Source organism: Oryzifoliimicrobium ureilyticum (genome assembly GCF_037199735.1).
Lineage (GTDB): Bacteria > Pseudomonadota > Alphaproteobacteria > Rhizobiales > Rhizobiaceae > Rhizobium > Rhizobium ureilyticus.
On record NZ_JBBBVQ010000001.1, the window covers coordinates 167,022 to 192,675 of the forward strand.

A 25,654-nucleotide genomic window follows, 5' to 3' on the forward strand; every position below is an offset into this window, starting at 1 on the left:
GAGCGGCTATGAGCACGGTTTCTGTCAAATCCACCCAGCCATCGGGTCTTTCCGAGTTCTGGTACTATTTCTCTCGCAACAAAGGTGCCGTCCTCGGGCTTGGTATCTTCATCATCGTGTTGGTCGTTGCCCTTGGTGCGCCTCTTCTGGCGCCGCACGATCCGACCCAGCAGAACACGGATTCATTGCTGCATGTGCCCTTTTTCATGGAGGGCGGCACGACGAACTTCCTGTTGGGAACGGACGCGGTCGGCCGCGATATTTTGTCTCGGCTAATTTACGGCGCAAGATTTTCGCTCTTTATTGGCGTTGTCGTCGTGACACTGTCCGTTGTTGCCGGCGTTCTGGTCGGATTGATCGCGGGCTATTTCCGTGGCTTCATCGATACGGCCATCATGCGGATCATGGACATCATATTGGCTTTTCCCTCGCTCTTGCTGGCCTTGGTGCTGGTTGCGATTTTGGGACCTGGTCTTATCAATGCGATGATTGCCATTGCACTGGTGAACCAGCCGCATTTCGTCCGCCTGACCCGCGCGTCCGTGATTGCCGAGCGCGAGAAGGATTACGTCGTTGCGTCGCGCGTCGCAGGCGCCGGCAACCTCAGGCTGATGTTCATCACCATCCTGCCAAACTGTCTTGGGCCGCTGATCGTGCAGGCAACGCTGGCCTTTTCGGCCGCAATTCTTGAAGCCGCGGCGCTCGGCTTTCTTGGCATGGGTGCCCAGCCGCCGACGCCTGAATGGGGGACCATGCTGGCCGAGGCCCGCGAATTCATCCAGCGTGCGTGGTGGGTCGTGACTTTTCCCGGTCTCGCCATTCTTATCACCGTGCTGGCGATCAACCTGATGGGTGACGGGCTGCGTGACGCGCTCGATCCCAAGCTGAAGAGGTCGTGATGCCGCTTCTCGATATCGAAAATCTTACTGTCGAATTTCAGACGGCATCCGGTCTTTTCCGTGCCGTGGACGGCGTCTCGTTGAATTGCGACAAGGGTGAAATCCTCTCGATTGTTGGTGAGTCCGGTTCCGGCAAGTCCGTATCGATGTTGGCCATGATGGGTCTACTGCCATGGACTGCAAAGATCACCGCTGATCGGATGCAGTTCGACGGCCAGAATCTTTTGGGTCTTTCCTCTCGCCAACGGCGCAAAATCATCGGCAAAGACATGGCGATGATTTTCCAGGAGCCGATGTCCAGCCTCAATCCGTGCTTCACAGTCGGCTTTCAGATTGGTGAAACCCTTCGTGTTCATATGGGGCTCGACCGAAAGGCTCGTCGTGAAAGAACGATAGAGCTCCTCAATCTTGTCGGCATTCCGGCGCCCGAGGACCGGCTGTCCAGCTTCCCGCATCAGATGTCGGGCGGCATGAGCCAACGTGTCATGATCGCCATGGCACTTGCCTGCAATCCGAAGCTTCTCATTGCAGATGAGCCAACAACGGCGCTCGACGTGACCATTCAGGCACAGATCCTGGATCTGCTCGTCCGTCTGCAGAAAGAGCAGGATATGGCGCTCGTTCTCATCACCCACGATATGGGTGTGGTTGCCGAAACGGCCGAGCGTGTCCAGGTTCAATATGCAGGGCAGAAGGTAGAAGAGCAGCCGGTTTCGGCGCTTTTCCGCGATCCCCACCATCCTTACACGGCTGCGCTGCTTGCTGCGCTTCCCGAACGGGCCGAAGTAGGCGGACGTCTGCCTTCCATCGCCGGCGTCGTTCCGGGCCAGCATGATCGTCCGCCTGCCTGTCTGTTTGCGCCGCGATGCACATTTGCCACCGCGGAATGCAACCGAACCGTCAAACGGCAAGATCAGAGCCTTGGTCTCGCGCTATGCAATTATCCGCTGAAGAACGGCGTGCCGCTTGGTCACGCTGGGCCGGCCGTTAGTGCAAATGCAGGAGGTGTGGCATGACAGCCGCCGTTCTTGAAGGGCGCGACCTTGCCCGCTTCTACGAAGTCAAACGTGGCGTCTTTAAACCGCACGCCACAGTGCGCGCGCTCAACGGCGTCAGCTTCAGCCTGCAGTCCGGTCGCACACTTGCCGTTGTCGGCGAGTCAGGCTGTGGAAAATCGACACTTGCGCGTCTTGTAACCATGATCGAAGACCCGAGTGCCGGCGAGCTACTGATTGACGGAAAACCAGCGCGGCGCGGCGATCGGAGCTTGCGCAGCCAAGTCCAGATCGTCTTCCAGAACCCTTATGGCTCGCTTAATCCGCGTCAGAAAGTGGGAAGCATTCTTGAAGAACCGCTGAAGATCAACACGGACCTCGATTCTGCTGCCCGGCGCAAGCAGGCGGAAGAGATGATGGCACGGGTTGGTTTGCGGCCCGAGCACTACGATCGCTATCCGCATATGTTCTCTGGCGGCCAACGTCAGCGCATTGCAATAGCGCGGGCGTTGATGCTGAGACCAAAGGTCCTGGTTCTAGATGAGCCGGTTTCGGCGCTCGATCTGTCGATCCAGGCGCAGGTGCTGAACCTTCTGATGGATCTGCAGAAAGAGATGAACCTTGCCTACATGTTCATCTCCCACGGTCTTTCCGTCGTGCATCACATCGCCGATGAGATTATGGTCATGTATCTCGGGCGTCCGGTGGAAACGGGTACGGCGGCGGAGGTGTTCGGCAATCCCAAGCATCCTTACACCGCGGCACTCCTATCTGCGACGCCTATCGCCGATCCCGACCGAGAAAAGAACCGCATCCGCCTTCAAGGCGAGTTGCCCTCTCCGCTGAAACCGCCGAGCGGCTGTCATTTCAATCCTCGCTGCTGGAAGGCGCAGGACCATTGCCGCAAGGTATCTCCTGAACTAAGTGGTGAGGGTACACATCAATATGCCTGCCATTTCCCGCTGGAGGGAAATGAGGTCTGAGGAGAAAGTCATGCCGGATACTCAACCCCAAGCCTTTGCCATCATCGTGATGGGGGTCAGTGGATCCGGCAAAACCTCTATCGGGGAAGAGATCGCCAGAAGGCTGAACATGGCCTTTCTCGAAGGCGATTCTCTGCATCCAGCCGCCAACATCGAGAAAATGTCGAAAGGCATACCGCTTGATGACGAGGATCGGATGCCCTGGCTCGACAAGATCGGGGAGCAGATGAAATCCTCTCTAAACAGGGGCGAAAGCCTGATCGTCTCCTGCTCGGCATTGAAGCGTATCTATCGCGAACGGCTTCGTGCCGCAGCGGGCGGTAAGCTTTCTTTCGTTTACCTAGATGGATCAAAGGCATTGCTGACGGACCGGATGAAGCACCGGACAGGCCACTTCATGCCGGTTTCACTCTTGGAAAGTCAGCTGAATACGCTCGAGGTTCCGACGGGAGAGCCAGGTGTCGTAACCGTGGATATCGATGCCAGCGTGCCGGAGATTGCCGCTTCCGCCGTTCAGCAATTGGAAAAAGTAGGCGTACATTGAATAAGACAGCGCTCGGATGAGGTCATACGAGCGCTGTTTTCGCCGAAGATTAGATGCGTCGGTTCGCGCGTAGCTAAGTCTTGCGTGGAGCTAGCCGTCGTTGCGTGCCAAGACGCGCTTCTCGAAGAAGAAATACGGCCGTAATTTTACACCGATGATGTTACCGGCGAAGGCGGCGACCGCCCAAAGATAACCATGGGCGCTTCCTGACGCGATACCGGAGAAATAGGCGCCGATATTGCAGCCGTAGGCGATGCGCGCGCCATAGCCGAGCAACAAACCGCCGACAATTGCTGCAAGGACGGAACGCAGCGGGATATCGAGGCTCGGAGCAAACCGCCCCGCGAGAGAGGCAGCCAGCATGGCGCCTGCAATGATGCCGAAATCCATGACGGATGTCACATCGGCAAAGACACTGTTGGAAAGCGCCTTCGCATTGCCCGGCGCTTGCCAGTAGGCCCAAGCAGTCGGATCGATCCCGATGAGTTGTGCTCCCTTCGCACCCCAAAGCGCAAAAGCGGAGGTGATGCCCCATGGCTTGCCGGCAATAGCAAGCGTTGCGAAGTTGAAGACCACGAGAGCGACTGCCCCCAGAACAAGAGGCCAAGGGCCGCGTAGCAGCCGTTCAAAGCCACGCCGGGATGAAGGAGCTTCCTGCTCCAGGCTTCCATGACGGCGCTTCTCGACAACGACGGTCACTGCGGCAATGACTGCAAAAATCGCAAGGGAAATTGCTATCCCGCCCACAGCGCCAAAGCTTTGCGGCAGCGCAACAGGCGGCAGGGAAGGCAGGGAAACCCACCAGTCGAAATTCACCGTGCCAAGTACCGAGCCGATGATGAAGAACAGCAACGTGACGAGCATGCGCGCATTCCCGCCCCCAGCGGTAAAGAGCGTGCCTGAAGCACAGCCGCCGCCCAACTGCATGCCGATACCAAACATGAACGCTCCAGCCAGAACGCCGACGCCGGCAGGCGACACATTGCCCTTCACCTCATGACCGAAGAGCGTGCCGCTCGCCAGAAATGGGAAGAAAAGTACGACGGCGAGCGCGAGAAGGATCATCTGCACACGCAAGCCGCGTCCACGCCCATCCATGATGAAGACGCGCCATGCAGAGGTAAAACCGAAGGCGGCATGATATAGAGATATTCCGAGGGCGCCGCCGACAAGGAAGAGTGCGCCTTGTGCGGGTCCGTATGAGATTGTCAGCAGAACGGTACCGATGACGAGAACGAGAAGGGCGATCAGCCCCGGTGCGCCCAGAAAATTCTGACGCGCGTCGTAAGTCTGCGATGACGCGACGGACATTGTGATGCTCCTGATATGATTGGTCAGGAATGTAACGCGTAAAGTCGCGGCTTGGGAGGAACAGGGTTTCGTAAAGCCGCACGCAGTAGGATTACTCTTGGCAGGTCTTGCCTTCAGGTAGAAGTTAGTTCCCTAGCTAATCTGCGTCAGATGAATATTTCCAGGCAAACAAAGAAAGCTCAATCACTAGGCTGCCAAGCGTTAGCAGCATTCGCCATCGTCGTTTGCTGTCGTCAGCTTTAGAGACCTCTGTTGCCTGCAAGAAGCTGAATGGTTCCAGACTGTACACAGACGCGGTTCCTCCCCTGTCTTTTCGCTTCGTAAAGCGCGGCGTCTGCAGCCGAAAGGAGTTCTTCCCCGGCATCTTCAGGCCCCACCTTGCAAGAAGTAAGGCCGATGCTGATTGTCTGCCTTGGCGGTGAGCACGGCAGAGATTGGAGCTCCGTCAGTTGGACGGCAAGCCTTGCACATTCGGCAAGATGGCTTCCGTGTCCAGCATCACAGTTTGGAATGAGGGCCACGAATTCTTCGCCACCGTACCGAGCGACGGTTCCATCAGTGAGGGCACTTGCGATTGATCCCGCGATCGCCTGTAAACACAGGTCACCCGCCTGATGCCCGTAGGTGTCGTTGAAGTTCTTGAAGTGATCGACGTCGATGAGCATCACCGTTACGAACGATCCATTTTCTCTTGCCTCGCGCAGCGTATCTTCAAGAACAAGCGTAAATTTGCGCCTGTTGGCAAGGCCTGTCAGCGGATCCTCGAAGGCTGTCGCCGCCAGCTTCTCGTTTGCAAGGTTGAGCTGCTGGTTTTTCTTGGTGATCTCATCCAGCAGTTCGACTGCGAGCTGCTCTGCACGCAGCTGTTTGAGCCTGTTTTTTACCATCAACCTGATGAAGGAAATCAGGAACCAAAGGTAGACTACACCTCCTAGGATGAGGACATGGTTTCCCGAAGCAAAGGCGGCGACACACATCAATCCGATCACGAGCACGATGTTGATGATAGCCGTGCCGGGTATCATATATGCGCGCGCTGCCGATCCTTGAACAATAGCGCATATGGCGGCAACGATAACGGTTTGGGTGGTGGGTGAGCCTTGATATAAGATGAGCGCGCCCGAAAGACCCCAGCTGGCACCTGATAGGGCGGATCCTGCGACGAAGAGCTGTGTCCAACGGTGACTGAGCGGGCCTTTCTTTCTTCTCTTGAAGAGCGCTTCAATAAAGACACGGAAAAGAAGGCTGATCACAACCAAGAGGGCTGCGTATATGGCCACCTGAACGGCGCCGAACGAACCAGCGCTGAAAGCGCTTAGGCAAATTCCCAACGTCGCGGCAACATGCGGTCTGCTGTTATACAATTCCGCCAGTGCATCCTCGGTCTGCCTGGACGAGGAAACCTCGGCTCCCACGAAGGTGAAGGGATTCAACATAGATATGAATCGCATTCCACTTCCCCTCTGCGGAGTTTGGTTCTCATCGTTGCGATACTGCGGTCGGCAACGTCTCCGGCATTCAAAATGATACGCTGTGTAATGCCGATACCATAGCTTTTGTTCGTAAACGAGGTTTCGCCAATACAATTCCCAGGTAAAACAAGTTGCCTTGATGTCGGATAACGTGCGCTCTTAGCGACAGCACTGAGCAAAGGTGCGATGAGTTTCGATGCCCAGTCCACTCCGCGCTCTAAACTGAACCGGGATATCTACAGTTACTGGATAGACACCTATCGTCTTGCCGAACGATGCCTTTGTGATTTTGACGCCCCGCACAGCTAAAGGATGGCACCTCGCGCCCAGCCGGAATATGCGTCTCACCTTCGCATAAAGCGGTTCGGAGAGTAGGCGCTGGGATCGATATAAGTGGGCTCGGCACTCATCATTTCCGCGATGAGGCGTCCCGTTGCCGGCCCTAGCGTTAGGCCGTGATGCGCATGACCAAATGCGAACCACAACCCGTCATGTTGCGGGGCCCTGCCGATGATTGGCAGCATGTCAGGCGTGCAAGGGCGAGCACCCATCCAAGGCTCCTGGTCCAATCGCTCGCGCAAAGGGAAGGTTGCGCGTGCGACAGCCTCGGCACGCTCCAATTGGACCGGCGTCTTCGGTGCGTCTAGCGTTGCAAACTCGGCGCCCGTCGTCAGGCGGATGCCGCGATTCATGGGCGCTAAGAGATAGCCGCGTTCAGAATCAAGCAGCCAGTTGTTGAGTACGGCATTGCCGTCGGACGCATAATGCATGTGGTAGCCGCGCTTGACCCCAAGCGGAAAACGGTATCCCAGGCGTCTCGTTGCCACCATGGCCCAAGGTCCGAGTGCCAGAACCGCTGCATCTGCTTCTACCGGCCCATCTGCGGTCATGATTTTCCAGCCGTTTCCAGCCCTTCCGAAAGAATTGGCATCTGCCCGCATGAAACGGCCGCCGAGGCTTTCGAAGTAACGGCTATAGGCAGCAACCAACGCCTGCGGATCCCGCACTGACCATGGTTCCGTCCAGCGAAGCGCGCCTGCGAACTCGCCCCGTAGATGCGGTTCGGCTGCAGCCAACTGCTGCGCGTCGAGCTCTTCATACCGGACGTCGTAATCGCGATGCCATGCTACGGCATCCGCAAGATCGGCATCGCGCTTCTCATTCGTGCGATAAATCTTCAGCCAGCCCTTGCGCTCGATAAGACCGTCCGCGCCGGCAGCCTCGATAAGATCCCTATGCTCGCTGATGGAGTTTTCGATCAAGGGCGCATAAGCCTTGGCAATGGCGGCATGACGGCTTTTATTCGAGTGCCACCAGTAGCGAGCCAGGAATCCTAGCTGTTTCGGTAGCGCGCGCATATGGTAGTGAACATCGGCGCTGTTGTTCAACGCATAGCGTAGCACCATGCCGAGTTCTTGTGGGAAAGCGTAAGGAAAAACACCCTCGCGTTGAATCAGTCCTGCATTTCCGAACGAGGTCTCGTTTCCCGGCTCTTTACGATCGGCCAGGACTACTTGATAGCCGCGGCGCTGAAGATGAATAGCCGTGGAAACACCGATAATTCCGGCTCCGAGAACGATTGCACTCTTTGTCATGATCCGTCTGCACTTCCCCACGTCGATAGCCAGCGGAACATGCCTTCAGAGGAACGGGCGTGCAAACGAAAAGTGAGGCTATACCAGGAGCGTCATGCGCTCACAGTCGGTTCCTTAAAGCGCAGCGGCTTGGCCGTTCATATCTGGTGCTGAGGCTTTATGAGCTCAATTGCTCCAAGCTTTTCCGACAAGATGCGGCCCGTCGCCGCGATGACTACTTCATCTTTCGCAGACGGTGGTAGAAGAGCCTTGCCTTGAGGCTCAGAGGAGGAAGAGGCGCGCCGAGCCCCACCCGCAGCACCAGATTGTAAAAGCTGCCCGGTGTCGGATGACAAACAAGTTCACGCACTATTGCGTCGGAAATATTATCATAAAAACGCCAGCCGCCGGTGCGCATCTGCAGGGCCATCATGCGCGTAGCAGGTTGATAAAAACAGGCTCGCAACAAGTTCGACCTAAGTTCGAACTTCATCATTTTCCGGCTGGACTGGCGGGATCTGATGTTCCTCATACATCCTGTATGGTGAGCAATTGCTTGATAAACAAGGTTAATTTACTGTTAATCTTAGCAGACAAGGTTAATGCTGAAACGGCACACCACGTGTCGTATCAGGACGCAACAGATTGTCTCGGTAAGGAACTGTTAAGCATAGAGCGTGTGTCCAAATGTGACACGATTTTTCCAGCAGCCACTTTCTTTCCTCTCCCGCAAGGGGCGGGAGGGCGGGATATCCGTCAGGCGATATTGCTAATCCCGATCATCATCGATACCAACATCACGTCAAAAGTCAGGAACCTGTTGAGTTGCCATGATGCTGTCGGATGCTGGGAAGTCATGGTCAGCAAGACGCCGCCGATTTCTTTCGCTTATAGGGCTGACTGTTCTTTGCCTGGGGCTTTTTTTGCCCGGTCTCAGCCGCCTCCCACTTACAGATCGCGATGAGGCACTGTTTGTTCAGGCAAGCCGCCAGATGCTGGAGACCGGCAATTGGATCGATATCCATTTTCAGGACGAACCCCGCTACAAAAAGCCGGTCGGCATATACTGGCTGCAAGGTGCAGCGGCCGAGCTATCCGGCGATGGCGCTGAGGCGCCACTATGGGTTTATCGGCTGCCATCGCTTATCGGCGCTCTGCTGACCGTCTTGTTGACGTTTCTGATCGCGGAGCGACTCTCGGGTTCGACAGCAGGTCTTATAGCCGGCGCGCTGGCGGCGATGACTGTCGAGCTTGCCTTCGAGGCGCGGATCGGCAAGACCGATGCGGCGCTTTGTGCATCGATCGCCGCCAGCCAGCTTGCTGTCGCAATGATCTGGACCGATCCGACGCGTCGTCAGCACTTCTGGCGGAATGCTTTGTTTTGGACCGCTTTGGGCGTTGGGATTCTCATCAAGGGCCCTGTCGCGCCTATGGTTATCGGGCTGACATTGGTGTCGCTCATGGTCATGGATCGCTCGCTCGGTATCTTGCGCGCGCTATCGCCCTTGTATGGCGCCTCATGGCTTTTGATCATTGTTCTCCCATGGTTGATCGCCATCGGCTGGATTTCAGGCGGCGCATTCTTTCGAGACTCTGTTGGCAAAGATATGCTGGGAAAAGTCGGCGCGGGTCAGGAAGGACACGGGGCTCTACCCGGTACGCATCTTCTAATCGCCATCGGCACGTTCTGGCCGCTCTCCGCCTTTGCACCCGTGGCTTTTGTTTGGGGCTGGCGCAACCGTGCTGAAGCGGTGTCGCGTTTTGCATTTGCCTGGGGCGTGCCGGCTTGGATCGTCTGCGAGCTAGTTGCAACAAAACTGCCGAATTACGTGCTGCCGATGATGCCCGCTCTTGCCGTTTTGGCGGGCGTTGCTCTTGCGCAAGCGGGATTGGAAGGCAATAGGCGACTAAACCGGCTCTGGTATTTTCATATCGTGACGGGTGCATTGCTTATCGGCATCGGTCTCAATGTTCTTGTGTATCATGTTCAGGGCACGTTGAGCCCGTGGGGCATTTTGCTTGGAAGTGCCGTAATCCTCACGGCCTTTTTGTCTTGGCGCTTTTGTTGTCGCGACAGGCTGAAAGCGGCAATGGCTGCTCTTTGCCTGACTGGAGTGATAGCCTACGCTCTCGCCTATGCCGTGCTTCTACCAGCCGCAGATCAGCTATGGCTTTCCGACCGTATTGCCGATGCGGCAAAAAGAGACGCGAAATGCGCATCGCCACAAATTGTCATCGTGGGATACTATGAGCCGAGCACCGTCTTTAGGCTCGGAACGAACATCTTGAGGACGGATCCGGAGACGGGCGCACAGGCCTTCTTGAAAGCGACATGCGCTTTTGCCGCAGTTGAGGAACGTCAAATGGCCGACTTCCAGGCTTCGTTGACGACAGCTGGTCAACAGATGTCGCCAATAGATACCGTCCAGGGTCGCAACATCAACGGCTTCAAGCTGCGCATCATGAGGATTTTCGCAAAGTAGCGCAGACCGAAAAATGCTCATCAGCATTGTTCGATCTGGATCACCCTGATCGACAGAATGTATTGATCGAGCTGATCATCAGGTCTTTTGCGCAAAGCGTTGCCATGGCTCCAGAAGAGCTTTCAGAAAGATGGCGGCGCCAGTTTTACGCCGCCAGTTCCTGTTCATGGAGTGTTATCGCGTCACGCCGAGCACGAATGCGACCGCGGCCACGAGACCAAGCGCCACGAGAGGACGCTCACGAACGCGATCTTCGATGTCTCTTGCAAAATCTCTGGTCTGTGCCTTGGCGACCCGCGCTGTGCCGGAAGCAAGCTGGCTTGCCGATTCAGTCAGTCGATTGGCTTCTGTTTTCAAAGCGTGAATTTCTGCACGTCGACTATTTTGTCCAAGCCGGCTGCCTGTGTTCTCGTGTGTCGCCTCTAAAGCCTCATCGACCAGGGAATACCGATTGTCTCGTTTTGAGGCTTGGCCAGCTCCATCCAACGCGTAATCTGTCGTCGTCCGACTGGTAGAAACTGCTGTATGTGTCGCCGATACGGGATCAGAAGCCGGAAAAGTATCTTCAAGACCTTTTTCCAACTCGCCGCGATCAGCACGTTCACGCTGTGCCGCCTGTTCCTTCTTCAAGGATTGAACTGCCGGGGATTCATTTGGATTTGGCATTGTAGTCCTCCATGTTCTGCAACCCAAATTCGGCAGGCCCGTCGAAGTTCCGTAAGATTTGCATCGTCTTTGGGAAAACCAGCATGTTGACGGAAAGGGGCGCACCATAGACAAGGGCTAAGCCGTTTCTCAACCTGTCGGTCTCGGTTGCACTGGCCAAGGAGTAAGATGTTGAAAAAGCGCGGGCCTCGGCAGCGGCTGATCATTGCCTTGCCCGTCCTCTTGGCAATCACGAGCCCTGCTGGAGCCGAACCATCGAACATGCCGTCCGTGAAGGAAGAATGCTTTTATTCCGGGGCGATTGCTTCGGGGCAGCTGCTTTGCATTCGCAAGTCGTCTTTCAATAAAGACCTGTGCAGCGTCATTGAACGCTTAGCGGCCGATCGCAATCTGCCTGTCCCGTTCTTTGCACGATTGATATGGCGCGAAAGCCTGTTTCGGCCGGAGGCGGTCAGCCCGAAGGGCGCAGAAGGGATTGCGCAATTTATGCCTTCCACTGCGCGAGAAAGAGGTCTTTCCAACAGCTTTGATGTTGTGCAGGCGCTCGATGCCTCGTCCAAATACCTTGATGAACTGCGTCTGCGATTTGGCAATCTTGGCTTTGCGGCGGCGGCTTACAATGCTGGCGAGGCGGGATTGCAGCGGTTTCTTTCGACTGGCCGCTTGCCGCTTGAAACGCGCGACTATGTTTTTGCCATCACCGGAAATCAGATTGAGACCTGGCGAGACGCTCCGCCACAAATCGCAGCTCCGGCCCTGGAGGAAGGGCAAAGCTTTCAGGAAGGCTGCCTTCGACTGGCCGATACGCGTCAAATGAATGAACCGGTGCTGACAGGCTCAGCGGATTGGGCGCCATGGGGCGTGCAGCTTGCAGCGCATTATAATCCTTCGGTTGCCGACCGGCTGTTTGCTAATGCCGTCACAAGGCTGCCTGCGCCTTTGAATGCGGAGCGCGCTGTTATTGTTCGTCAACGGGGTGGGAATTTCGGCCGTCGTGCGCGCTATGCTGCACGCATCGGACGCGAAACGAGGGGCGAGGCGGCAAAGCTATGTGCTTCGATTCAGGCTGCCGGGATCGCCTGCACCGTATTTCGGAACCGCTAATGCATGCTGCATTCTCATCGGCTGACGCTAAGCGCCACGACGAACTCTCTCGGCCTCGTCTCTGTGTGCTTAAGCCCCTGAAAAGCGATCTGCATGGCCGCGCATGAGCTGCGTCAATCGATCGATAACGGTTCTGATATCCTTTCGATGACGATCATCGTTGTTCATAACCAACCATTGGCGATGACGGAGGGCCTCCAGCTTGTCGCCGACCCTTTCCAATGCAGGATCGGCATCACCAACAAAACAGGGCAAGATGCCTTGTCCTGCGCCCGCACACAGCAAGTCGCGCAACGAACGCGGTCGATTGACGCGCAGTGCAATCTTGTCGGGCACGTTTTCATAGGGCCATCTCAAGTAGGCCGATATGGCGTTTTCTTCGCTGACGGCCACCCAACGATCCCAAAACGGCTCCGGGACTCCTTTGCGCCGATAAACCGCATAGGCGACCTCGCCCACGGCAACCGCAGCCAGATGCACTTCCACCGGCTCGACAGCGCGCACACCGATATCGCTCTCACGATGCGCTAGTGTGGCGCGTTGTTCTGATATGAGGAGTTCAATCCGAAAAGGATCGGCGTGCGTGAGAATAAATTTGATTTCGCGGCTGAAGAACCAGGCGATCCAGGTTCCCGCCGCAATTTTGATGCTGGGCACGCCACTCGTTGCATCGCGCCAAGCCTCGATATTGCGGCTTGCTATTTCCATTTGCCGAACGCGCTCGAACAGCTCGCGCCCCGCTTGCGTGAGTGCGTAGCCAGATTGACTGCGATTGAAGAGCGAGAGCCCCATCTCCCGTTCGAAATCGAGCATGCGTCGGCCTATCGTGGCGCTGCTCAACCCAAGGACCGTACTTGCGGCGTTCAAGCTCCCGTGCTGCGCCAGCGCGAGAAAAATCTGATACCCGTCCCAAGCCGTGTTTTTCATGTTCGGGCCATGTCGTTCATTTTCGATGGATTCAGCGCCATTCCTTCTGCCTCTATGAGAAAGGCATCGAAGGACGAGAGGTGCCGAACAATGGATCAGATACTTATAGCAGCGATCATCGCCCTGAAAGATCGCTTTGAAACGCCATCAAAGAATGCGGAAGAGGATTTCTACCGTCGCCATGGCCACATTCACGGCAACTTCAACTCATCATTGCTGCGCGCTCTGATGAGCTTCGTGAAAGCCCCGTTCATTCGTGCCATGGCCTGGACTGCCAAACGACGAGCATGTTCTGGAAATGCTGAGACGGCGCAAGATTCAGGTCGATATTGTATATCTTTCGAGGAGCGAAGCATCGAAGATGGATTGAAAGTTCGTTCACTCATTCGACAGATCCTTTGATGTCGACTGCTCCGACTTAAGTCCGGTGTGAGACGAACCAAAGTCTAATCCCCTTGAAATTTCGGAACAAGTCGAAGATCCAGGAGTCGTTCAGGGCGTATGACGGATTGAAATGATCGTAGCTAAGATGGAGAGTGTCGTTGCTGAGAAAGGGCAAATTTTCGATTCCTGTTGTCAGGACGTCATTCGAATGATCGCATGTGATCGCTTGGCTGAGCATTTCGTTCAGACGTAAGAGGAGAGGAGGTGAGGTGGAATGGGTATCTCCAGGCGCGGCTTCATCGAATTGGTCTGTTCTGGCGCAATGTCAATTTGCGCTGCAGTCTCTCCGCTTACCCTCAGTTTCGACGGGTCGCTCCATGCCGTAGTTCCGGAAGCTGAAGCTCGCAATGGCGGCGGCAACGGGAACGGCGGCGGTGGTGGCAATGGCAACGGAGGAGGTAATGGCGGTGGAGGTGGAAATGGAAATAGCGGGGGGGGCGCAAACGGCAATAGCGGTGGAAACGGCGGCGGCAGCAACAATAGTGGTGGCGGCAGAGGAAACAGTGGATCTGGTAGTCAGGGACCTGACAATTCCCGGCGCGACTCTGATGCTAGCTCCCCGTCCTCAAATGCCAATTCGCCCTCGTCGGACGTAGAAGCAAGACAGGATCCAGACGGCTCCATCGATGTCCAGCATAGCAATGGGATAACAGAAACCTTGCGCCGTGGGCGGTATGTCATGGAAGATTCCAAGGGACGCACCATTATAGACAGGGCTGCAACGGCTCAGGACATTCGACGTCTGAAAGAGCTTTTCAACTGAACCTGATATCGCCGATCAAACACGCCCTGCCGGCATGAACCAAATGAGAGCTGTCTGACACTCTTGCCGCGTCGGCCTGACAGCGGGATGCATCAAAATGACTATCGCCGACCATGCCAGACCAAAGCGGCCTCTGTTCTGTTTGAAACGCCGAGCTTCGTCAGAATCTGGGTCATATGGTGTTTGACCGTTTTCTCCTGAAGGTCCAGACGAAGACCAATATGCTTGTTGGAAAGGCCTTCCGCGACAAGATCCATCACTTCTCGCTCGCGTGGCGTTAGCGCATCTTTCTTTGAAGGCTGTCCAGCGAAGGAGCTTTCCATCAGCTTTGCGGACATGGAAGGCGAAACGTAGCGCGATCCGGCTGCAATTGTCCTGATAGCCTCTGCCAAACCTTTCGAGCCGACGCCTTTCAGGACATAGCCCTTGGCTCCTCTGCGCAGAGCATCGGCCACGATATCGACCTCCTCGGACGCCGTGAGCATAAGCACGTTGGTTGTTGGGCTTCTGACCAAGACGTCGCTGATCGCCTCGATACCGCCGCCCGGCATTGAAACATCCAAAAGCAAGACATCCGGATGATGAAGGGAAGCAAGTTCCGCAGCGTCCTGGCTGCTTGCGCCTTCTCCGACGACAACAAAGCCTGCGGTTTCTGACAGGCTCCGGCTAACACCTTCACGAAAAAGCGGATGGTCGTCAATGATCCCGATGGTAATGGCAGTCATTGCATGTCCTCCATTTCGGCACGTCCGAAACTCATTGTCACGGTGGTTCCCTGCTGTCCCGTTACAACGTTGAACTCGCCGCCGAGACTGTCGATCCGCTCGCGCATTCCTGCCAGCCCAAGACTTGTAGGCCGGATTTCGCTCGGGTCGAACCCGTCGCCGCGATCGCTCACCTCGACATGGATCCGGCCGTTGCGGGCCACAGCCTTGACCGATTGCTGAAGGCCGCCGCCATGCCGATAGGCATTATTTAGCGCTTCCTGAATAAAGCGGTAGACACAGATTTTGACGGCAGCGGCGAGCTCCGGATCTTCAGAATCGATATTGGTATCGACAGCCGTTTTTGTGTTCCGTTGATGAGCGTCGACCACGCGCTCGACGATTTCTTTAAACGACGCACTTTCGATCTGGGGCAACATCAGCCCCTGACAAATATTTCTGATTTCAGTGATTGCCTCGGCAAGGCTGGAGCGTATCCAAGACAATTCCTGTTCCCGGACGTCCGGTTTCGTGGAAGCATCGATGAGCACGTCGCTGTCGAGCCGCAGGGAGGCATATGCGATGTGCTGCGTCGGACCATCGTGCAGATCAGCGCCGATGCTTCTGAGATAGGTCTCGTTAAGCGCTGCGACCCGCTGCGAAGCGCGTCTAAGTCGGCGCTGTAAAGCTTGGTTCTCTGAAAGAAGGGAAGAAAGTTCCTCTACCCTGTTCTTGAGGTCGCTCCGCTGCGCCTCTATCGTTCTGTTGCCGCGAAAAACAATGGCTGACAGGGTGAAGAAAAAGAGCAAGGTTATGCCTGCGACTGCCAGCCAGCTTTCGACCCTGGCGCGGCCGAGGCTTGCATCCAGACCATCGGCGCTCTCATAAAATTCCGCGACCGCAACCGCCTGCCCAGACCACGGTTGCAGCACCGGATTGTAAATCTCCATCAAGGCTTTACCGAGAAGTCGTTCCTGAGCGCTTTCAGGATCTTTTGCAATTTCATAACGCGCCACCAGTGTGCCGGAAAACGCTTGCTGCAATTTTGCATTGACTGGAAATTTGCGCCCGACGAGAGCCTTGTTATTGGAATAAAGCACCGTTCCGTCATTGCGCCAAAGGTTGAACGAAACGAGGCGTCGTCCCAAAGCGCCTTGTCCGAGTGTTTCATCCAAAGCTCGGGCTGCGCCATCATCGAGCAAGGCTTGACGCTGCATGTCTGGCAAAAGCGGGGCAATGACACTATCGACATAGAGCGCCGTTGCCGCGCCGTAGTTGTGAATCACCGCGTTTTGGATGAGGCTTGTCACGATAAGACCGACGCTGATCAACGCCACGATGGACACAATCCCGCCCGCGAAGAAGAACTGTGAGGCGAGGGAGGAGGTATTCCAACGGCGGGACCACTTCATTTGCAACCTTCGAGCGTCTATTCGCTGAAGCTATTGCAGCAAGAAAAGATTTCCAGGCCCGCTCAGTCGCGTACGTCTCTGGAATCAATGATATTAGCTCCTTGAACGCTGCGGGTCAGGGAAGGCGTCTCTCCTGAAAAAGCTGTCCCGAAAATATAAAGCATGGCGGCAAGAAAAACGATCAGCGCAAGCAGCGACGCATTCCAGGCCACCGGCAAACTGCGAGAAGATACCTTGTTTCTCATAATGAGCTCCTTCTTTCCGTAATCGCAACGGAAATATCTTCTCTGCGTTCCCGACCCCGGACTTCATACCGATAGGACCATGGGACCATCGACCCAAACGACAATCCGATAGCGGCATTGGGGGATAAAGCCAGAGTTCGGACTAAGGTCGGGGGTAGGGGTGGACTGAGGTCGGGGTAACGGAACTGGCTGATGAAATGCTCGTTGTGTCGCCAGCGGTCGCCAAGAAGGCCCGCACGGAGAACACAAGGAGGATCAAATGCTCTCCAAGTTGATTATTGGCGCGGCCACCGCTGTGGCCCTTACATCGGGCGTTTCTTTTGCCCAATCTTCAACGGTCAACGGCGCTGCCGGCGGCGCGGTGACAGGTGCTATTGTCGGAGGTCCCGTCGGCGCTGCAGTTGGCGGTGTCGCTGGCGCGGTTGTTGGAACGGCTATTGATCCACCGCCACAGAAGGTTGTCACCTACGTCCGCGAGGCTCCAGCTCCGACCGAGCGTGTCGTCGTGCGCGAGAAAGTGGTGGTTGGTGAGCCGCTCCCAGAAGCTGTCGTGGTCACCCCAATTCCTGAAAATCCAAGATACGCCTACGCATATGTCAATAATGAGCGCGTGATCGTGGAACCCTCATCCCGCAAAGTCATTCAAGTGATCGAGTAATCAATTCGAGGCGCGGCAAGTCCGCGCCTCGAATTCCACTGGTTGGTATTCCGAAATTTAGACAATGTGAGGCTGTGAAATGAAGGCGCTTGCCTCTCTTATCTTCTCGGTAGTAAGCGTCATCGGCGCCTGTATAGCAGGTTCGGCGATCGCCACAATTTTCATGGCGAGCCCAGCCTCGTCAAATGCGCCTCAACCTTCCGCGGCAGATCTTTGGACCAGTGCTCCGGTGCGGGTCGATCCGGCTCAGCAAAAGTTCGAGCGGGTAAGCCCGCTTTTATCAAGCTACGCACAGAACGAACCGCCAGTTGTTGATAAGCTTGACACTGAAGTCGCCGTGAGTAACGCGGCACCCGAGGCAGCGCAAAACGAACTTTCCCCTGACCACGTTTCCTGGTGCATGGATCGCTATCGTTCCTATGATCAGGCAACAGACAGCTACCGGACGTATAGTGGTGAGATGCGCGGCTGCCATTCTCCCTATGACCGGCAGTCCGTTGGCTCCAATTCCGATACCACGGCCGCCGTTACACCTCAGGCCGCCGCCTGGTGCGCTCAACGCTATCAATCTTATCGTTCAGAAGACAACACCTATCAGCCCTTTAGCGGCCCAAGGCGCCAATGCGAGGCTTCGGACGGCGACCTTGCTCAAGCTTCGAATTAGAACCGATTGTTCCATTCGTCTCAGTTCGGCGTGGCCGGGAACCATCTGGGCGAGTTCAACCACCAGTAGCGTCTGACGAATGCGGCGATAAGATCATCATTGCCAAGACGCTAGCCTCTTTTGATAGATCATGATTATCTGGCGGAAACGAAACACCGACCCGAACTTTGCCATTTAGGAGATGCTTTGAAAGCGCAATGTTGATCGCGTCGATGTCAAAGCGATCGCGCCGGCGATCCGGTGTCATTGGCAGCCGACAAAAGAAGCTTGGCGTTTGACACCAAGTGGGAGGCAAAAGTTGAAGCACGAGACTGGATCAGGAAGCCGTATCTCTCAGACGAACCTTACGGCAGACAATACAAGGGCGGTGGATGAAAATGATCATTCCACGATGCAGGCGTTTTTGTCTCAAACCCAACAGGCGGAAGTGTCCTTGACGATCAACAAGGATGCAGGGTTCAGAGCCAAGGCGCAGATCACGAATGGTGGACTTCTGTCCGTCGCTGTTCTGGTCTCAAGTATCTTGCTGACGACCTCCGTCCTCGTTCATGTTGCGATCCGCGATGGCAAACGCCGTCGATGGTAAAAAGTTTTGTCCAGCGCAACTGCGCGGTCACCACTTCGAGGCCACCTCTACTCAAATTTCCACCCAGGATCGCGTTTGCGCTGATTGCGCCATGGCATGCACCACTTGTTCGATCTGCAACCCAAGCTCAAAGTTGATGACATGCGCATCGCTGTCGCCGTTTATCGCCTTTAGAAGTTCATTGCATTCCGCCACCTTGAGTTCATTGAAGCCAAGGCCGTGGCCAGGGGCGGGAATGAAGTCGCGGTAGGGTGGATGTGCCGGTGCTGCGAGCAGCGTGCGAAAGCCCTGTAGAGGGGCAGGATCCTCGCTTGTGTAAAGCTGCAATTCATTCATCCTTTCCTGATCGAAAAGGATCGCGCCCTTCGAACCGAAGATCTGCAAGGCAATCCTGCCTTTCCGGCCCCAGGCAGAGCGGTTGACCATCAGCACGCCGGACGCATCCGCCGTACGAAAGAGCGCCTGCGCAATATCGTGGGTCTCCACATCGCGCATTTCACCAACTTTCACGGGTCTTGCTTGATATGGTTTTGTCATATCGGCGACCACGGCGATGATCTTGCCGTGCAGCACCAGCAGGAGAGAAAGGGGATGCACGGCGAAATCGTCCAGTGCGCCATAACCGAAGGCCTTTTCGCTCTTCCAAGAGAAAACTTGATCAGGATCGGCCATGAAATCCTCATCCATTTCCAATCTGATGTGATTGACGACGCCAATCCGGCCTTGTGCGATCAGCTGACTCGCCAGTCTGATCATCGGATTCTGGATGTAATTATAGCCGAGAATAGCAACTCGGTCCGACCGGGCTGCTGCATGCTGCATGCGACGAGCATCCTCCAATGATGTCGCCATCGGTTTTTCGCACCAGACATGTTTGCCGGCCTCTAGCGCCGCAATGGCCATCTCAGCATGATAGGGATTTGGTGCGGCAATCGAAATGACGTCAATTGTCGGATCCTGGAGAAGGTCTCGCCAGTTTCCGGTACCATGCGCAAAACCAAGAGTGCTCGCCTGACGCGTCGCCAGTTCCTCCGTCGCATCGGCGAGCGTCATGAGCCGGGGTCTTTCGACATGACCAAAAACCGTTGCAACAGAAGTCCATGCCATGGCGTGACACTTGCCCATATAGCCGGATCCAATAAGCCCAACTCCCAATGCCATGGCATCCTCCTTGCCGTTGTGATTTCAGCTGAATTTTTGTCGCAAACTTCCGGCTTTGAAATACCTAGAATCTGACTTGGAACCATATCCTAATAGTCTGATACTGAGCGAAGATCTTGCAAAGAGGCATTCGTTCACGACAGATTGCGACGTCCACCTTAAATCTCATCATGGCGATTGGCAGAATCGACATCTCCGATCCATTCCAAGCGGAATGGATCGGAGATCTATTATGCAGAGATTTGAGTTCTGTCGAATACGCATCAGCAGCATCGACGATTTCCACTCCTAACCGCGGCGATGCAAGAGGGTCAGGCCGAACACAATCAGTCCCAGCAGCGTGACGACAAAGCCTGCCCAGGCGGTGGAGAGAAGACCGTAGCCGGCGCCCACCGCAACACTGCCCAGGCACCGATTGCATTGGCGACATTGAGCGAAGCAAGGTTCATCGCACCCATCAGGCTCGGGGCTTCCGGCGCGAATTTTGTCAGCCGCACCTGGATGGTCGGGATTGCCGCCATCATCGCCGCACCGACGCCGAACATGGCCGGGAAGAAGACTGCTGGAGCGGTACCGCCGAGAGCCAGCGCAGCCAGGATCAGAAGAGCGCTGCCGAAGCCAAGGATGATGCCGCGGGCGGGATAGCGGTCGGCCAGCTTGCCGCCGTAGATATTGCCCGCCGTCATGCCGATGCCGAAGAGCGCCAGAGCAACCGGGATCATTTTAGGCGACAGCTTGACGACGTCAGTGACCAGCGGTGCAATGAAGGTATAAACGGCGAAGATGCTTGAGATACCGAGTGCCGCGACGATCATCACACCCCAGACCTGCAGCTTGCGAAGCGAAGAGACTTCCTGGATGACTGGAACACCATCGAGCGCGCTGGTGCGCGGCACCCATTGGAAGATTGCGCCGAAGGCGAGAAGCGAGATGGCGGCCACGGCAAGATAGGTTTCGCGCCAGCCGATCGTCTGTCCCAGGAACGTTGCGAGAGGCGAACCGAAGATCGTCGCGACGGTTAGCCCCGTCATGACGATGGCGAAAGCTTTGCCTGCCTGCCCCGGTCCGACAATATAGGAGGCGACGACAGCGCCAGCGCCGAAATATGCGCCCTGCGGCATGCCGCTGATGAAGCGGGCGACCATGAAGAAACCAAGGTTTGTCGCCATAGCCGAGAGCACGTTGCCGGCGATGAACAGGCCCATCAGAGCCAGAAGCAGGGTACGGCGATTGAGGCGGGCAGCGGCCAGCGTCACGAGCGGCGCACCGATGACGACACCGAAGGCATAGGCCGCGATCGCGCCGGTCGCGTCGGGGATGCTGATGCCGAGGCTCTTCGAGAAGAGTTGGATGACGCCCATGCTGGCAAATTCCGAAGTTCCAATCGAGAAACTGCCGAGAGCCAATGCAAGCAGGGTCAGATTACGGGAGCGCGCGCCATCGGTTGGCGCCGGGACGAAGGTATTGGCTGCGAAGCGATGTCCATGATGATGATCCTTTCCGAAACCGTCGTGGGGAACAGTCCTTTGCGGAACTCGCGTCCGTGAGCTGCTCTGAAGATTAGATCTCACATCGGATGCGTGATCAGTAGACAGCGCTTATTCCCAGCATTTGAGAAAGCGTTTCACAGAAACCAGCCAACCTTCGGTGTCTGCATTTGATATTTCAGCCCAAATGACGCGCGACGGCGTGCTGGAGGCTTGCTAAAGATTACCGGTCTCGATGAACTCAGATCACAGGTTTGGACATGGATAACCGCGCAGGCGAAATGATGGTGTTCGTTCGGGTGGTGGAGGCGGGAAGTTTCTCGGAGGCGGCGCGGCTTATGCTGATGACGCCGTCGACGGTCTCGAAGCTGATCGCCCGGCTAGAATCCAGGCTGGGGGTTCGATTGATCGAGCGCTCGACGCGGCGATTGGTTCTGACCGTCGAAGGACAATTTTACTACGAGCGCAGCCAGGCGATGCTCGCCCAGCTGGATGAAACCGAGCAGCAGATTGCGCACGGAGGTGCGGAGGCCGAAGGCGTTGTGCGGATCACGTCCTCTGTCAGTTTCGGCACGACGGCTGTGGAGCCGATCCTGCCGGCGTTTTTCGAAGCCTATCCCAATGTGATCGTGGATTTGTCGCTGTCGGACGAAGTGGTCGACCTCTATCTGGATCGCACGGATATTGCGATCCGTGTCGGCAAGCTTGCCGACTCCAACCTGATGGCGCGCAAGATTGGCGAGACCAAACGCTGCATTGTGGCCTCACCGGCCTATCTGGAGCGACACGGCACGCCGACGACGCCAGAAGAGCTGGTCAATCACAATTGCCTCGGCTTCAATTTCCGTCGAGCCATGCCCGTGTGGCCGATGCGGGAGGGCGGGCGGATCGTCGAGCGCATGCTGAGCGGTTCGTTGCTGGTCAACAATGGCGACACCTTGAGGCGGATGGCGATTGCGGGCGTCGGTATCATACGCCTTGCCGACTATCATCTTCGCGGACCGATCGAGCGCGGTGAACTGGTCGAGCTTCTCGTAGACAGCGATATCGGCCTCGTGGACGAGGTTCATGCGCTTTATCGTGGCTCGCAATTCCTGCCGGCCCGCGTCCGTGCATTTCTGGACTTCGCGGTTCCCCGCATGCAGAAGTTTCTGCAGCCGCGTTGAAAAGCCGACCGAGGCGCTATGGCGTCCCGGCCGGCAGAAGCGTTTATGCGGTGGTTCAACCTTCGATCGGAAGCGGAGCTGCCGGATTGACAAGATCGCTATCGCGGAGTTCGCGCCAGAAATCCGCCGGGATGGTTTCCCGCAGGGCAGCGCCGTCCTCGGCTATGCGGGCGGGACGGCTGGCGCCTGGTATGACGGCGGCAACCGCAGGGTTTGCCAGCGCAAACTGCAAGCCCGCAGCCTTCATCGTAATGCCATGGCGATCAGCGATGGCCTTGATTGCAGCGACCTTCGCGAGGATTTCTGGCGTCGCCGGCGCATATTCGAAGTTCGGGCCGCCGACGAGTGCGCCCGAGCTGTAGGGGCCGCCTGCGACGATTCCAAGGCCGCGTTCGGCCACATCAGGCATGACGCGCTGCAGGGCGCGGTCGTGATCAAGGAGGGAATAACGCCCCGCCAGCAGGAAACCGTCCGGTTGGGGTTCATCCAGCGCCAGCAACAGCTCAATCGGCTCCACCTTGTTGACCCCGAGACCCCACGCCTTGATCACGCCTTCGTCGCGCATCCGGTCAAGCGCGCGGAATGCGCCCTTGCGTGCCTCCTCGAACCTGCCGAGCCATTCATCGCCGTAGAAATCCTGCGCGATGTCATGGACCCAGGCGATATCGATATAGTCGGTCTTGAGGCGCTTCAGACTGTCTTCGATCGAACGATAGGTCGCATCCTCGGTATAGTCGTTGACGATCTTGTTCGGCAGGCCGTATTTGAAAACCTCGCCCTTCTCGCCAAGATCGCGGGCGCTGACATCTTCGATCTCGTCCAGGATGAGGCGCCCGACCTTCGTGCTGATGACATACTGATCACGCGGCTTGCCAGCAAGCGCCTTTCCCATACGGATCTCGGCAAGTCCCGCGCCATAAAACGGCGCATTGTCGTAATAGCGAATGCCGTCATCCCATGCGGCCTCGACCGTTGCCAGCGCTTCCTGCTCGGGAATATCGCGAAACATGTTGCCGAGTGGCGCTGCGCCAAAACCAAGCTTGCTGGGCAGAATATCCTTGAGAGCCATCGTCTTGTCCTTTCGAGGTGGTTGAAACAGGTCTGTTCCTGTTGACCAACGAGATGGAAGAAGCAGCACCAGGCCGGTAGCCAAGGTGTGTTCGCAGGATCTTCGAAGGAAATTCACAAATCTCGCCGATAGCAATCTTGGTTGTGACGCCGTTTAGGCTGCCGGACTAGTTGGAATCACGGTGTGCTGGTTGCCCGGGAGAAGAAGGCGGCTTGGACAAGACCTTCATGGTGATTGCAGATGCGACGCCGCCACGCAAATGTTGCGAGGGCATCAGGTCGCCAATGATGCCAAAACGATATCCGGCACGACTGGAAAATCAAGGAATTACGAGGTTTTAGGGAGAATTGGCTGGGGAACCTGGATTCGAACCAAGATTAACGGAGTCAGAGTCCGTCGTTCTACCGTTGAACTATTCCCCATCAGACGGCCGCTTTGCGATCGTTGATGAGCGGGCTTATAAACAAATAAGGGCGGATTGCAACTGCCAGCTTGAAATTTTTTAGGTCTTCGGACCTTGAGCGGATTAACTGAATGCGTTCGGCGAACTCATTGTTAGCAGACACCCGGGGTTTGGCCGAAAGGGGGTTGGCGATTTCGGCGTTGACTGATATCTTGGTGTCAACGCAAAATTGAGAGAAGCGCCTGCTGCGTGCTGAATCCGCTAGACGGATAAGCCTCGCGCGGCGCCATGGATACAAACGTGGAAGACCCCGAAGGCGGCTCTGCGCCGCAGAAAAACGGGGCGCAGCCGGTGGAACGTGCGGACGGGAAGAAGTCTCGTCGGCGCAAGGGAAAGCGTGGCGGAAAGCCCCGCGGCCCGCATTCCGCTGAAGCCAATTCACCTGCCGCTTCTAGCGGGCAGGAGAAGCGCCTCAATGAAGAGCAGGTCACGCATCTGGCGCGCAAGCGCAAGCGACGTCGTCGTGGAAAAGGCGGCGGCTCGCCTGTTGTGGTGTCAGCGTCTCAAAGCACCCCCGACAAACTGATCATTGCCGTGGAGGTGAAGCCGGAAGCCGGCGCGCCAAAGCGCAATCGTCGCCGACATCGGGGAAAGCGTGGACTGCAAGGGCGACCTTTGACCGCTGCCCGTCCAGCGCCGGCAAACGGTACCGCCTCACTCAAGCTGGATGTCGATATTTCGGTGACGGGCAAGCCGGTCATATCTTCGGTCCAGGTCACCTCCGCGCGCAAGGAAGCCGCGCCGCGCGCAGGCGATTCTTTTGCCTCGGATGATCTTTATGCGGCGCTTGATCTTGGGACGAACAACTGCCGTCTTTTGATTGCACAGCCCACACGTCCCGGGCAGTTTCGCGTCGTCGACGCTTTTTCGCGTATCGTGCGCCTTGGTGAGGGCCTTGCGGTCAGCGGCCGGCTGTCTCAGGATGCCATGGATCGCGCCGTCGATGCTCTGCGGGTCTGCGCAAGCAAGCTGAAGAGCAGGGAGATCCGGCGCATGCGGCTGATTGCCACCGAGGCATGCCGGCGCGCTGAAAACGGACAGAGCTTCCTCGATCGAGTGCTCAAGGAAACCGGGCTTTCTCTGGAAATCATCGACCGCGAGACGGAGGCACGGCTTGCTGTTTCCGGATGTTCGTCGCTTGTCGGCCGCGAAACCCGCTCGGTTGTGCTTTTTGATATTGGCGGCGGCTCATCGGAGATTGCCGTCATCAGAATCGGCGAAAACCGCTTCAACCGACTGGCGAACCATATCACGCACTGGACCTCGCTGCCGGTCGGCGTGGTGACCTTGTCCGAACGCCATGGTGGGCACGATGTCACGCCGGAAAGCTTCGAGGGTATGGTTTCAGAAGTCGAGGCCATGTTGTCGGCTTTTGAATGCCCTGACATCAGTTGCGAAGAGCCTGGGGATTTTCATCTGATTGGAACCTCCGGAACCGTGACGACGCTCGCCGGTATCCATCTTGATCTTCCGCGCTACGACCGTCGGAAGGTTGACGGTGTCTGGTTGACCGATGACGAGGTTACCGCGATGCAGAGCAAGCTGCTATCGTGGGACTTTGAAAGCCGTGCGGCCAATCCCTGCATCGGGCCTGATCGTGCCGATCTTGTCTTGGCTGGCTGCGCTATTCTTGAGGCGATCCGCCGTCGCTGGCCAAGCCCGCGCATGCGTGTTGCGGACCGGGGCTTGAGGGAAGGGCTTTTGACCGACATGATGGCCGATGATGGAGTTTGGCGTCGCCGTCACAGGCGCCCGAGGCAGAAATAGCGAAGGATCGTCCCGACTGCTGCGCTGAGGTGCATTCGTTCGGACGACACGGATGAAAGTCATAGTCTAGCGTCGTTCGCGCCCCCTTGGAGACTGCGCCGCGCTAC

Annotated in this window: 23 protein-coding genes, 1 tRNA gene and 1 pseudogene; 13 read left to right on the forward strand and 12 right to left on the reverse strand. The window is 56.6% G+C overall.

The genetic code is table 11. The features are described 5' to 3' along the window. Nucleotides 1-8: 8 nt before the first annotated feature. Genes VQ830_RS00810 through VQ830_RS00825 form a run of 4 tightly spaced genes read left to right on the forward strand, consistent with a single transcriptional unit; the run spans nucleotide 9 to nucleotide 3,421 of the window. On the forward strand, nucleotides 9-899 hold the full coding sequence (locus tag VQ830_RS00810) for an ABC transporter permease subunit (protein WP_337266157.1): 891 nt from the start codon (nucleotides 9-11) through the stop codon (nucleotides 897-899). After that, nucleotides 899-1,915, forward strand: coding sequence for an ABC transporter ATP-binding protein (locus VQ830_RS00815; RefSeq protein ID WP_337266158.1), 1,017 nt, complete (start codon nucleotides 899-901; stop codon nucleotides 1,913-1,915). The genes VQ830_RS00810 and VQ830_RS00815 overlap by 1 nt, the downstream gene beginning before the upstream one ends. Further along, a complete protein-coding gene (locus VQ830_RS00820; protein ID WP_337266159.1) occupies nucleotides 1,912-2,877 on the forward strand; it encodes a peptide ABC transporter ATP-binding protein in 966 nt (321 codons plus the stop codon). The genes VQ830_RS00815 and VQ830_RS00820 overlap by 4 nt, the downstream gene beginning before the upstream one ends. Before the next feature lie 10 nt (nucleotides 2,878-2,887). After that, complete coding sequence (locus tag VQ830_RS00825) at nucleotides 2,888-3,421, forward strand: gluconokinase (protein WP_337266160.1); 534 nt, start codon at nucleotides 2,888-2,890, stop codon at nucleotides 3,419-3,421. Nucleotides 3,422-3,511: 90 nt separating this feature from the next. Here VQ830_RS00825 and VQ830_RS00830 read toward each other — a convergent pair whose 3' ends face one another. The 3 genes from VQ830_RS00830 to VQ830_RS00840 form a co-directional block, all read right to left on the reverse strand. Then, nucleotides 3,512-4,732 (reverse strand): YeeE/YedE family protein, encoded by a 1,221-nt coding sequence (locus VQ830_RS00830; protein WP_337266161.1) that lies wholly within the window; start codon nucleotides 4,730-4,732, stop codon nucleotides 3,512-3,514. A gap of 239 nt (nucleotides 4,733-4,971) precedes the next feature. Then, nucleotides 4,972-6,183 (reverse strand): GGDEF domain-containing protein, encoded by a 1,212-nt coding sequence (locus tag VQ830_RS00835; RefSeq protein WP_337266162.1) that lies wholly within the window; start codon nucleotides 6,181-6,183, stop codon nucleotides 4,972-4,974. Between the two features lie 365 nt (nucleotides 6,184-6,548). After that, nucleotides 6,549-7,799 (reverse strand): NAD(P)/FAD-dependent oxidoreductase, encoded by a 1,251-nt coding sequence (locus VQ830_RS00840; RefSeq protein ID WP_337266163.1) that lies wholly within the window; start codon nucleotides 7,797-7,799, stop codon nucleotides 6,549-6,551. A 902-nt stretch (nucleotides 7,800-8,701) separates the two neighbouring features. Here VQ830_RS00840 and VQ830_RS00845 point away from each other — a divergent pair. Continuing rightward, a complete protein-coding gene (locus tag VQ830_RS00845) occupies nucleotides 8,702-10,261 on the forward strand; it encodes an ArnT family glycosyltransferase (RefSeq protein WP_337266164.1) in 1,560 nt (519 codons plus the stop codon). A 174-nt stretch (nucleotides 10,262-10,435) separates the two neighbouring features. Here the strand turns inward: VQ830_RS00845 and VQ830_RS00850 are convergent, their stop codons facing one another. After that, nucleotides 10,436-10,927 carry a hypothetical protein gene (locus tag VQ830_RS00850; RefSeq protein WP_337266165.1) on the reverse strand — a complete coding sequence of 164 codons (492 nt, stop codon included), beginning with the start codon at nucleotides 10,925-10,927 and terminating at the stop codon, nucleotides 10,436-10,438. Nucleotides 10,928-11,095: 168 nt separating this feature from the next. On the opposite strand from VQ830_RS00850, the gene VQ830_RS00855 reads away from it, so the two are divergent. Beyond that, on the forward strand, nucleotides 11,096-12,031 hold the full coding sequence (locus VQ830_RS00855; protein WP_438617137.1) for a transglycosylase SLT domain-containing protein: 936 nt from the start codon (nucleotides 11,096-11,098) through the stop codon (nucleotides 12,029-12,031). A gap of 69 nt (nucleotides 12,032-12,100) precedes the next feature. Here the strand turns inward: VQ830_RS00855 and VQ830_RS00860 are convergent, their stop codons facing one another. Beyond that, nucleotides 12,101-12,958 carry a LysR family transcriptional regulator gene (locus tag VQ830_RS00860; protein WP_337266166.1) on the reverse strand — a complete coding sequence of 286 codons (858 nt, stop codon included), beginning with the start codon at nucleotides 12,956-12,958 and terminating at the stop codon, nucleotides 12,101-12,103. Nucleotides 12,959-13,048: 90 nt separating this feature from the next. Between VQ830_RS00860 and VQ830_RS00865 the strand changes: the two genes are divergently transcribed. After that, entirely contained in the window at nucleotides 13,049-13,360 is a 312-nt protein-coding gene (locus VQ830_RS00865; protein ID WP_337266167.1) for a hypothetical protein, read from the forward strand. A gap of 256 nt (nucleotides 13,361-13,616) precedes the next feature. Continuing rightward, a complete protein-coding gene (locus VQ830_RS00870) occupies nucleotides 13,617-14,165 on the forward strand; it encodes a hypothetical protein (protein WP_337266168.1) in 549 nt (182 codons plus the stop codon). 101 nt (nucleotides 14,166-14,266) lie between these two features. Here the strand turns inward: VQ830_RS00870 and VQ830_RS00875 are convergent, their stop codons facing one another. The 3 genes from VQ830_RS00875 to VQ830_RS00885 form a co-directional block, all read right to left on the reverse strand. Continuing rightward, nucleotides 14,267-14,890 (reverse strand): response regulator, encoded by a 624-nt coding sequence (locus VQ830_RS00875; protein WP_337266169.1) that lies wholly within the window; start codon nucleotides 14,888-14,890, stop codon nucleotides 14,267-14,269. Further along, a complete protein-coding gene (locus VQ830_RS00880) occupies nucleotides 14,887-16,281 on the reverse strand; it encodes a sensor histidine kinase (protein ID WP_337266170.1) in 1,395 nt (464 codons plus the stop codon). Before VQ830_RS00880 ends, VQ830_RS00875 begins: the two co-directional genes overlap by 4 nt. Before the next feature lie 62 nt (nucleotides 16,282-16,343). Beyond that, complete coding sequence (locus VQ830_RS00885; RefSeq protein WP_337266171.1) at nucleotides 16,344-16,526, reverse strand: hypothetical protein; 183 nt, start codon at nucleotides 16,524-16,526, stop codon at nucleotides 16,344-16,346. Nucleotides 16,527-16,785: 259 nt separating this feature from the next. Between VQ830_RS00885 and VQ830_RS00890 the strand changes: the two genes are divergently transcribed. The 3 genes from VQ830_RS00890 to VQ830_RS00900 all read left to right on the forward strand — a co-directional run bounded on the left by VQ830_RS00890 (nucleotide 16,786) and on the right by VQ830_RS00900 (nucleotide 18,434). Further along, nucleotides 16,786-17,184, forward strand: a complete 399-nt coding sequence (locus VQ830_RS00890) for a DUF1236 domain-containing protein (RefSeq protein WP_337266172.1) — start codon at nucleotides 16,786-16,788, stop codon at nucleotides 17,182-17,184. 79 nt (nucleotides 17,185-17,263) lie between these two features. Then, the gene (locus tag VQ830_RS00895) at nucleotides 17,264-17,848 is read left to right on the forward strand and encodes a BA14K family protein (protein WP_337266173.1); all 585 of its coding nucleotides are present in this window, start codon (nucleotides 17,264-17,266) and stop codon (nucleotides 17,846-17,848) included. A 298-nt stretch (nucleotides 17,849-18,146) separates the two neighbouring features. Further along, nucleotides 18,147-18,434: a hypothetical protein gene (locus VQ830_RS00900; protein WP_337266174.1), complete on the forward strand. Its 288-nt coding sequence runs from the start codon at nucleotides 18,147-18,149 to the stop codon at nucleotides 18,432-18,434. A gap of 51 nt (nucleotides 18,435-18,485) precedes the next feature. On the opposite strand, the gene VQ830_RS00905 is transcribed toward VQ830_RS00900, so the two are convergent. Both VQ830_RS00905 and VQ830_RS00910 read right to left on the reverse strand, forming a co-directional pair. Beyond that, the gene (locus VQ830_RS00905) at nucleotides 18,486-19,595 is read right to left on the reverse strand and encodes a Gfo/Idh/MocA family protein (RefSeq protein WP_337266175.1); all 1,110 of its coding nucleotides are present in this window, start codon (nucleotides 19,593-19,595) and stop codon (nucleotides 18,486-18,488) included. Nucleotides 19,596-19,883: 288 nt separating this feature from the next. Then, nucleotides 19,884-21,055 (reverse strand): annotated as a pseudogene (locus VQ830_RS00910) (MFS transporter); the annotation flags it as partial. Nucleotides 21,056-21,342: 287 nt separating this feature from the next. Here VQ830_RS00910 and VQ830_RS00915 point away from each other — a divergent pair. Next, nucleotides 21,343-22,248: a LysR family transcriptional regulator gene (locus VQ830_RS00915; RefSeq protein ID WP_337266176.1), complete on the forward strand. Its 906-nt coding sequence runs from the start codon at nucleotides 21,343-21,345 to the stop codon at nucleotides 22,246-22,248. 55 nt (nucleotides 22,249-22,303) lie between these two features. Here VQ830_RS00915 and VQ830_RS00920 read toward each other — a convergent pair whose 3' ends face one another. Beyond that, nucleotides 22,304-23,317, reverse strand: coding sequence for an aldo/keto reductase (locus VQ830_RS00920; protein ID WP_337266177.1), 1,014 nt, complete (start codon nucleotides 23,315-23,317; stop codon nucleotides 22,304-22,306). 348 nt (nucleotides 23,318-23,665) lie between these two features. Then, nucleotides 23,666-23,739: transfer RNA gene (locus tag VQ830_RS00925), tRNA-Gln, on the reverse strand. Between the two features lie 281 nt (nucleotides 23,740-24,020). Here VQ830_RS00925 and VQ830_RS00930 point away from each other — a divergent pair. Beyond that, complete coding sequence (locus VQ830_RS00930; protein WP_337266178.1) at nucleotides 24,021-25,547, forward strand: Ppx/GppA phosphatase family protein; 1,527 nt, start codon at nucleotides 24,021-24,023, stop codon at nucleotides 25,545-25,547. The last annotated feature ends 107 nt before the right edge of the window (nucleotides 25,548-25,654 follow it).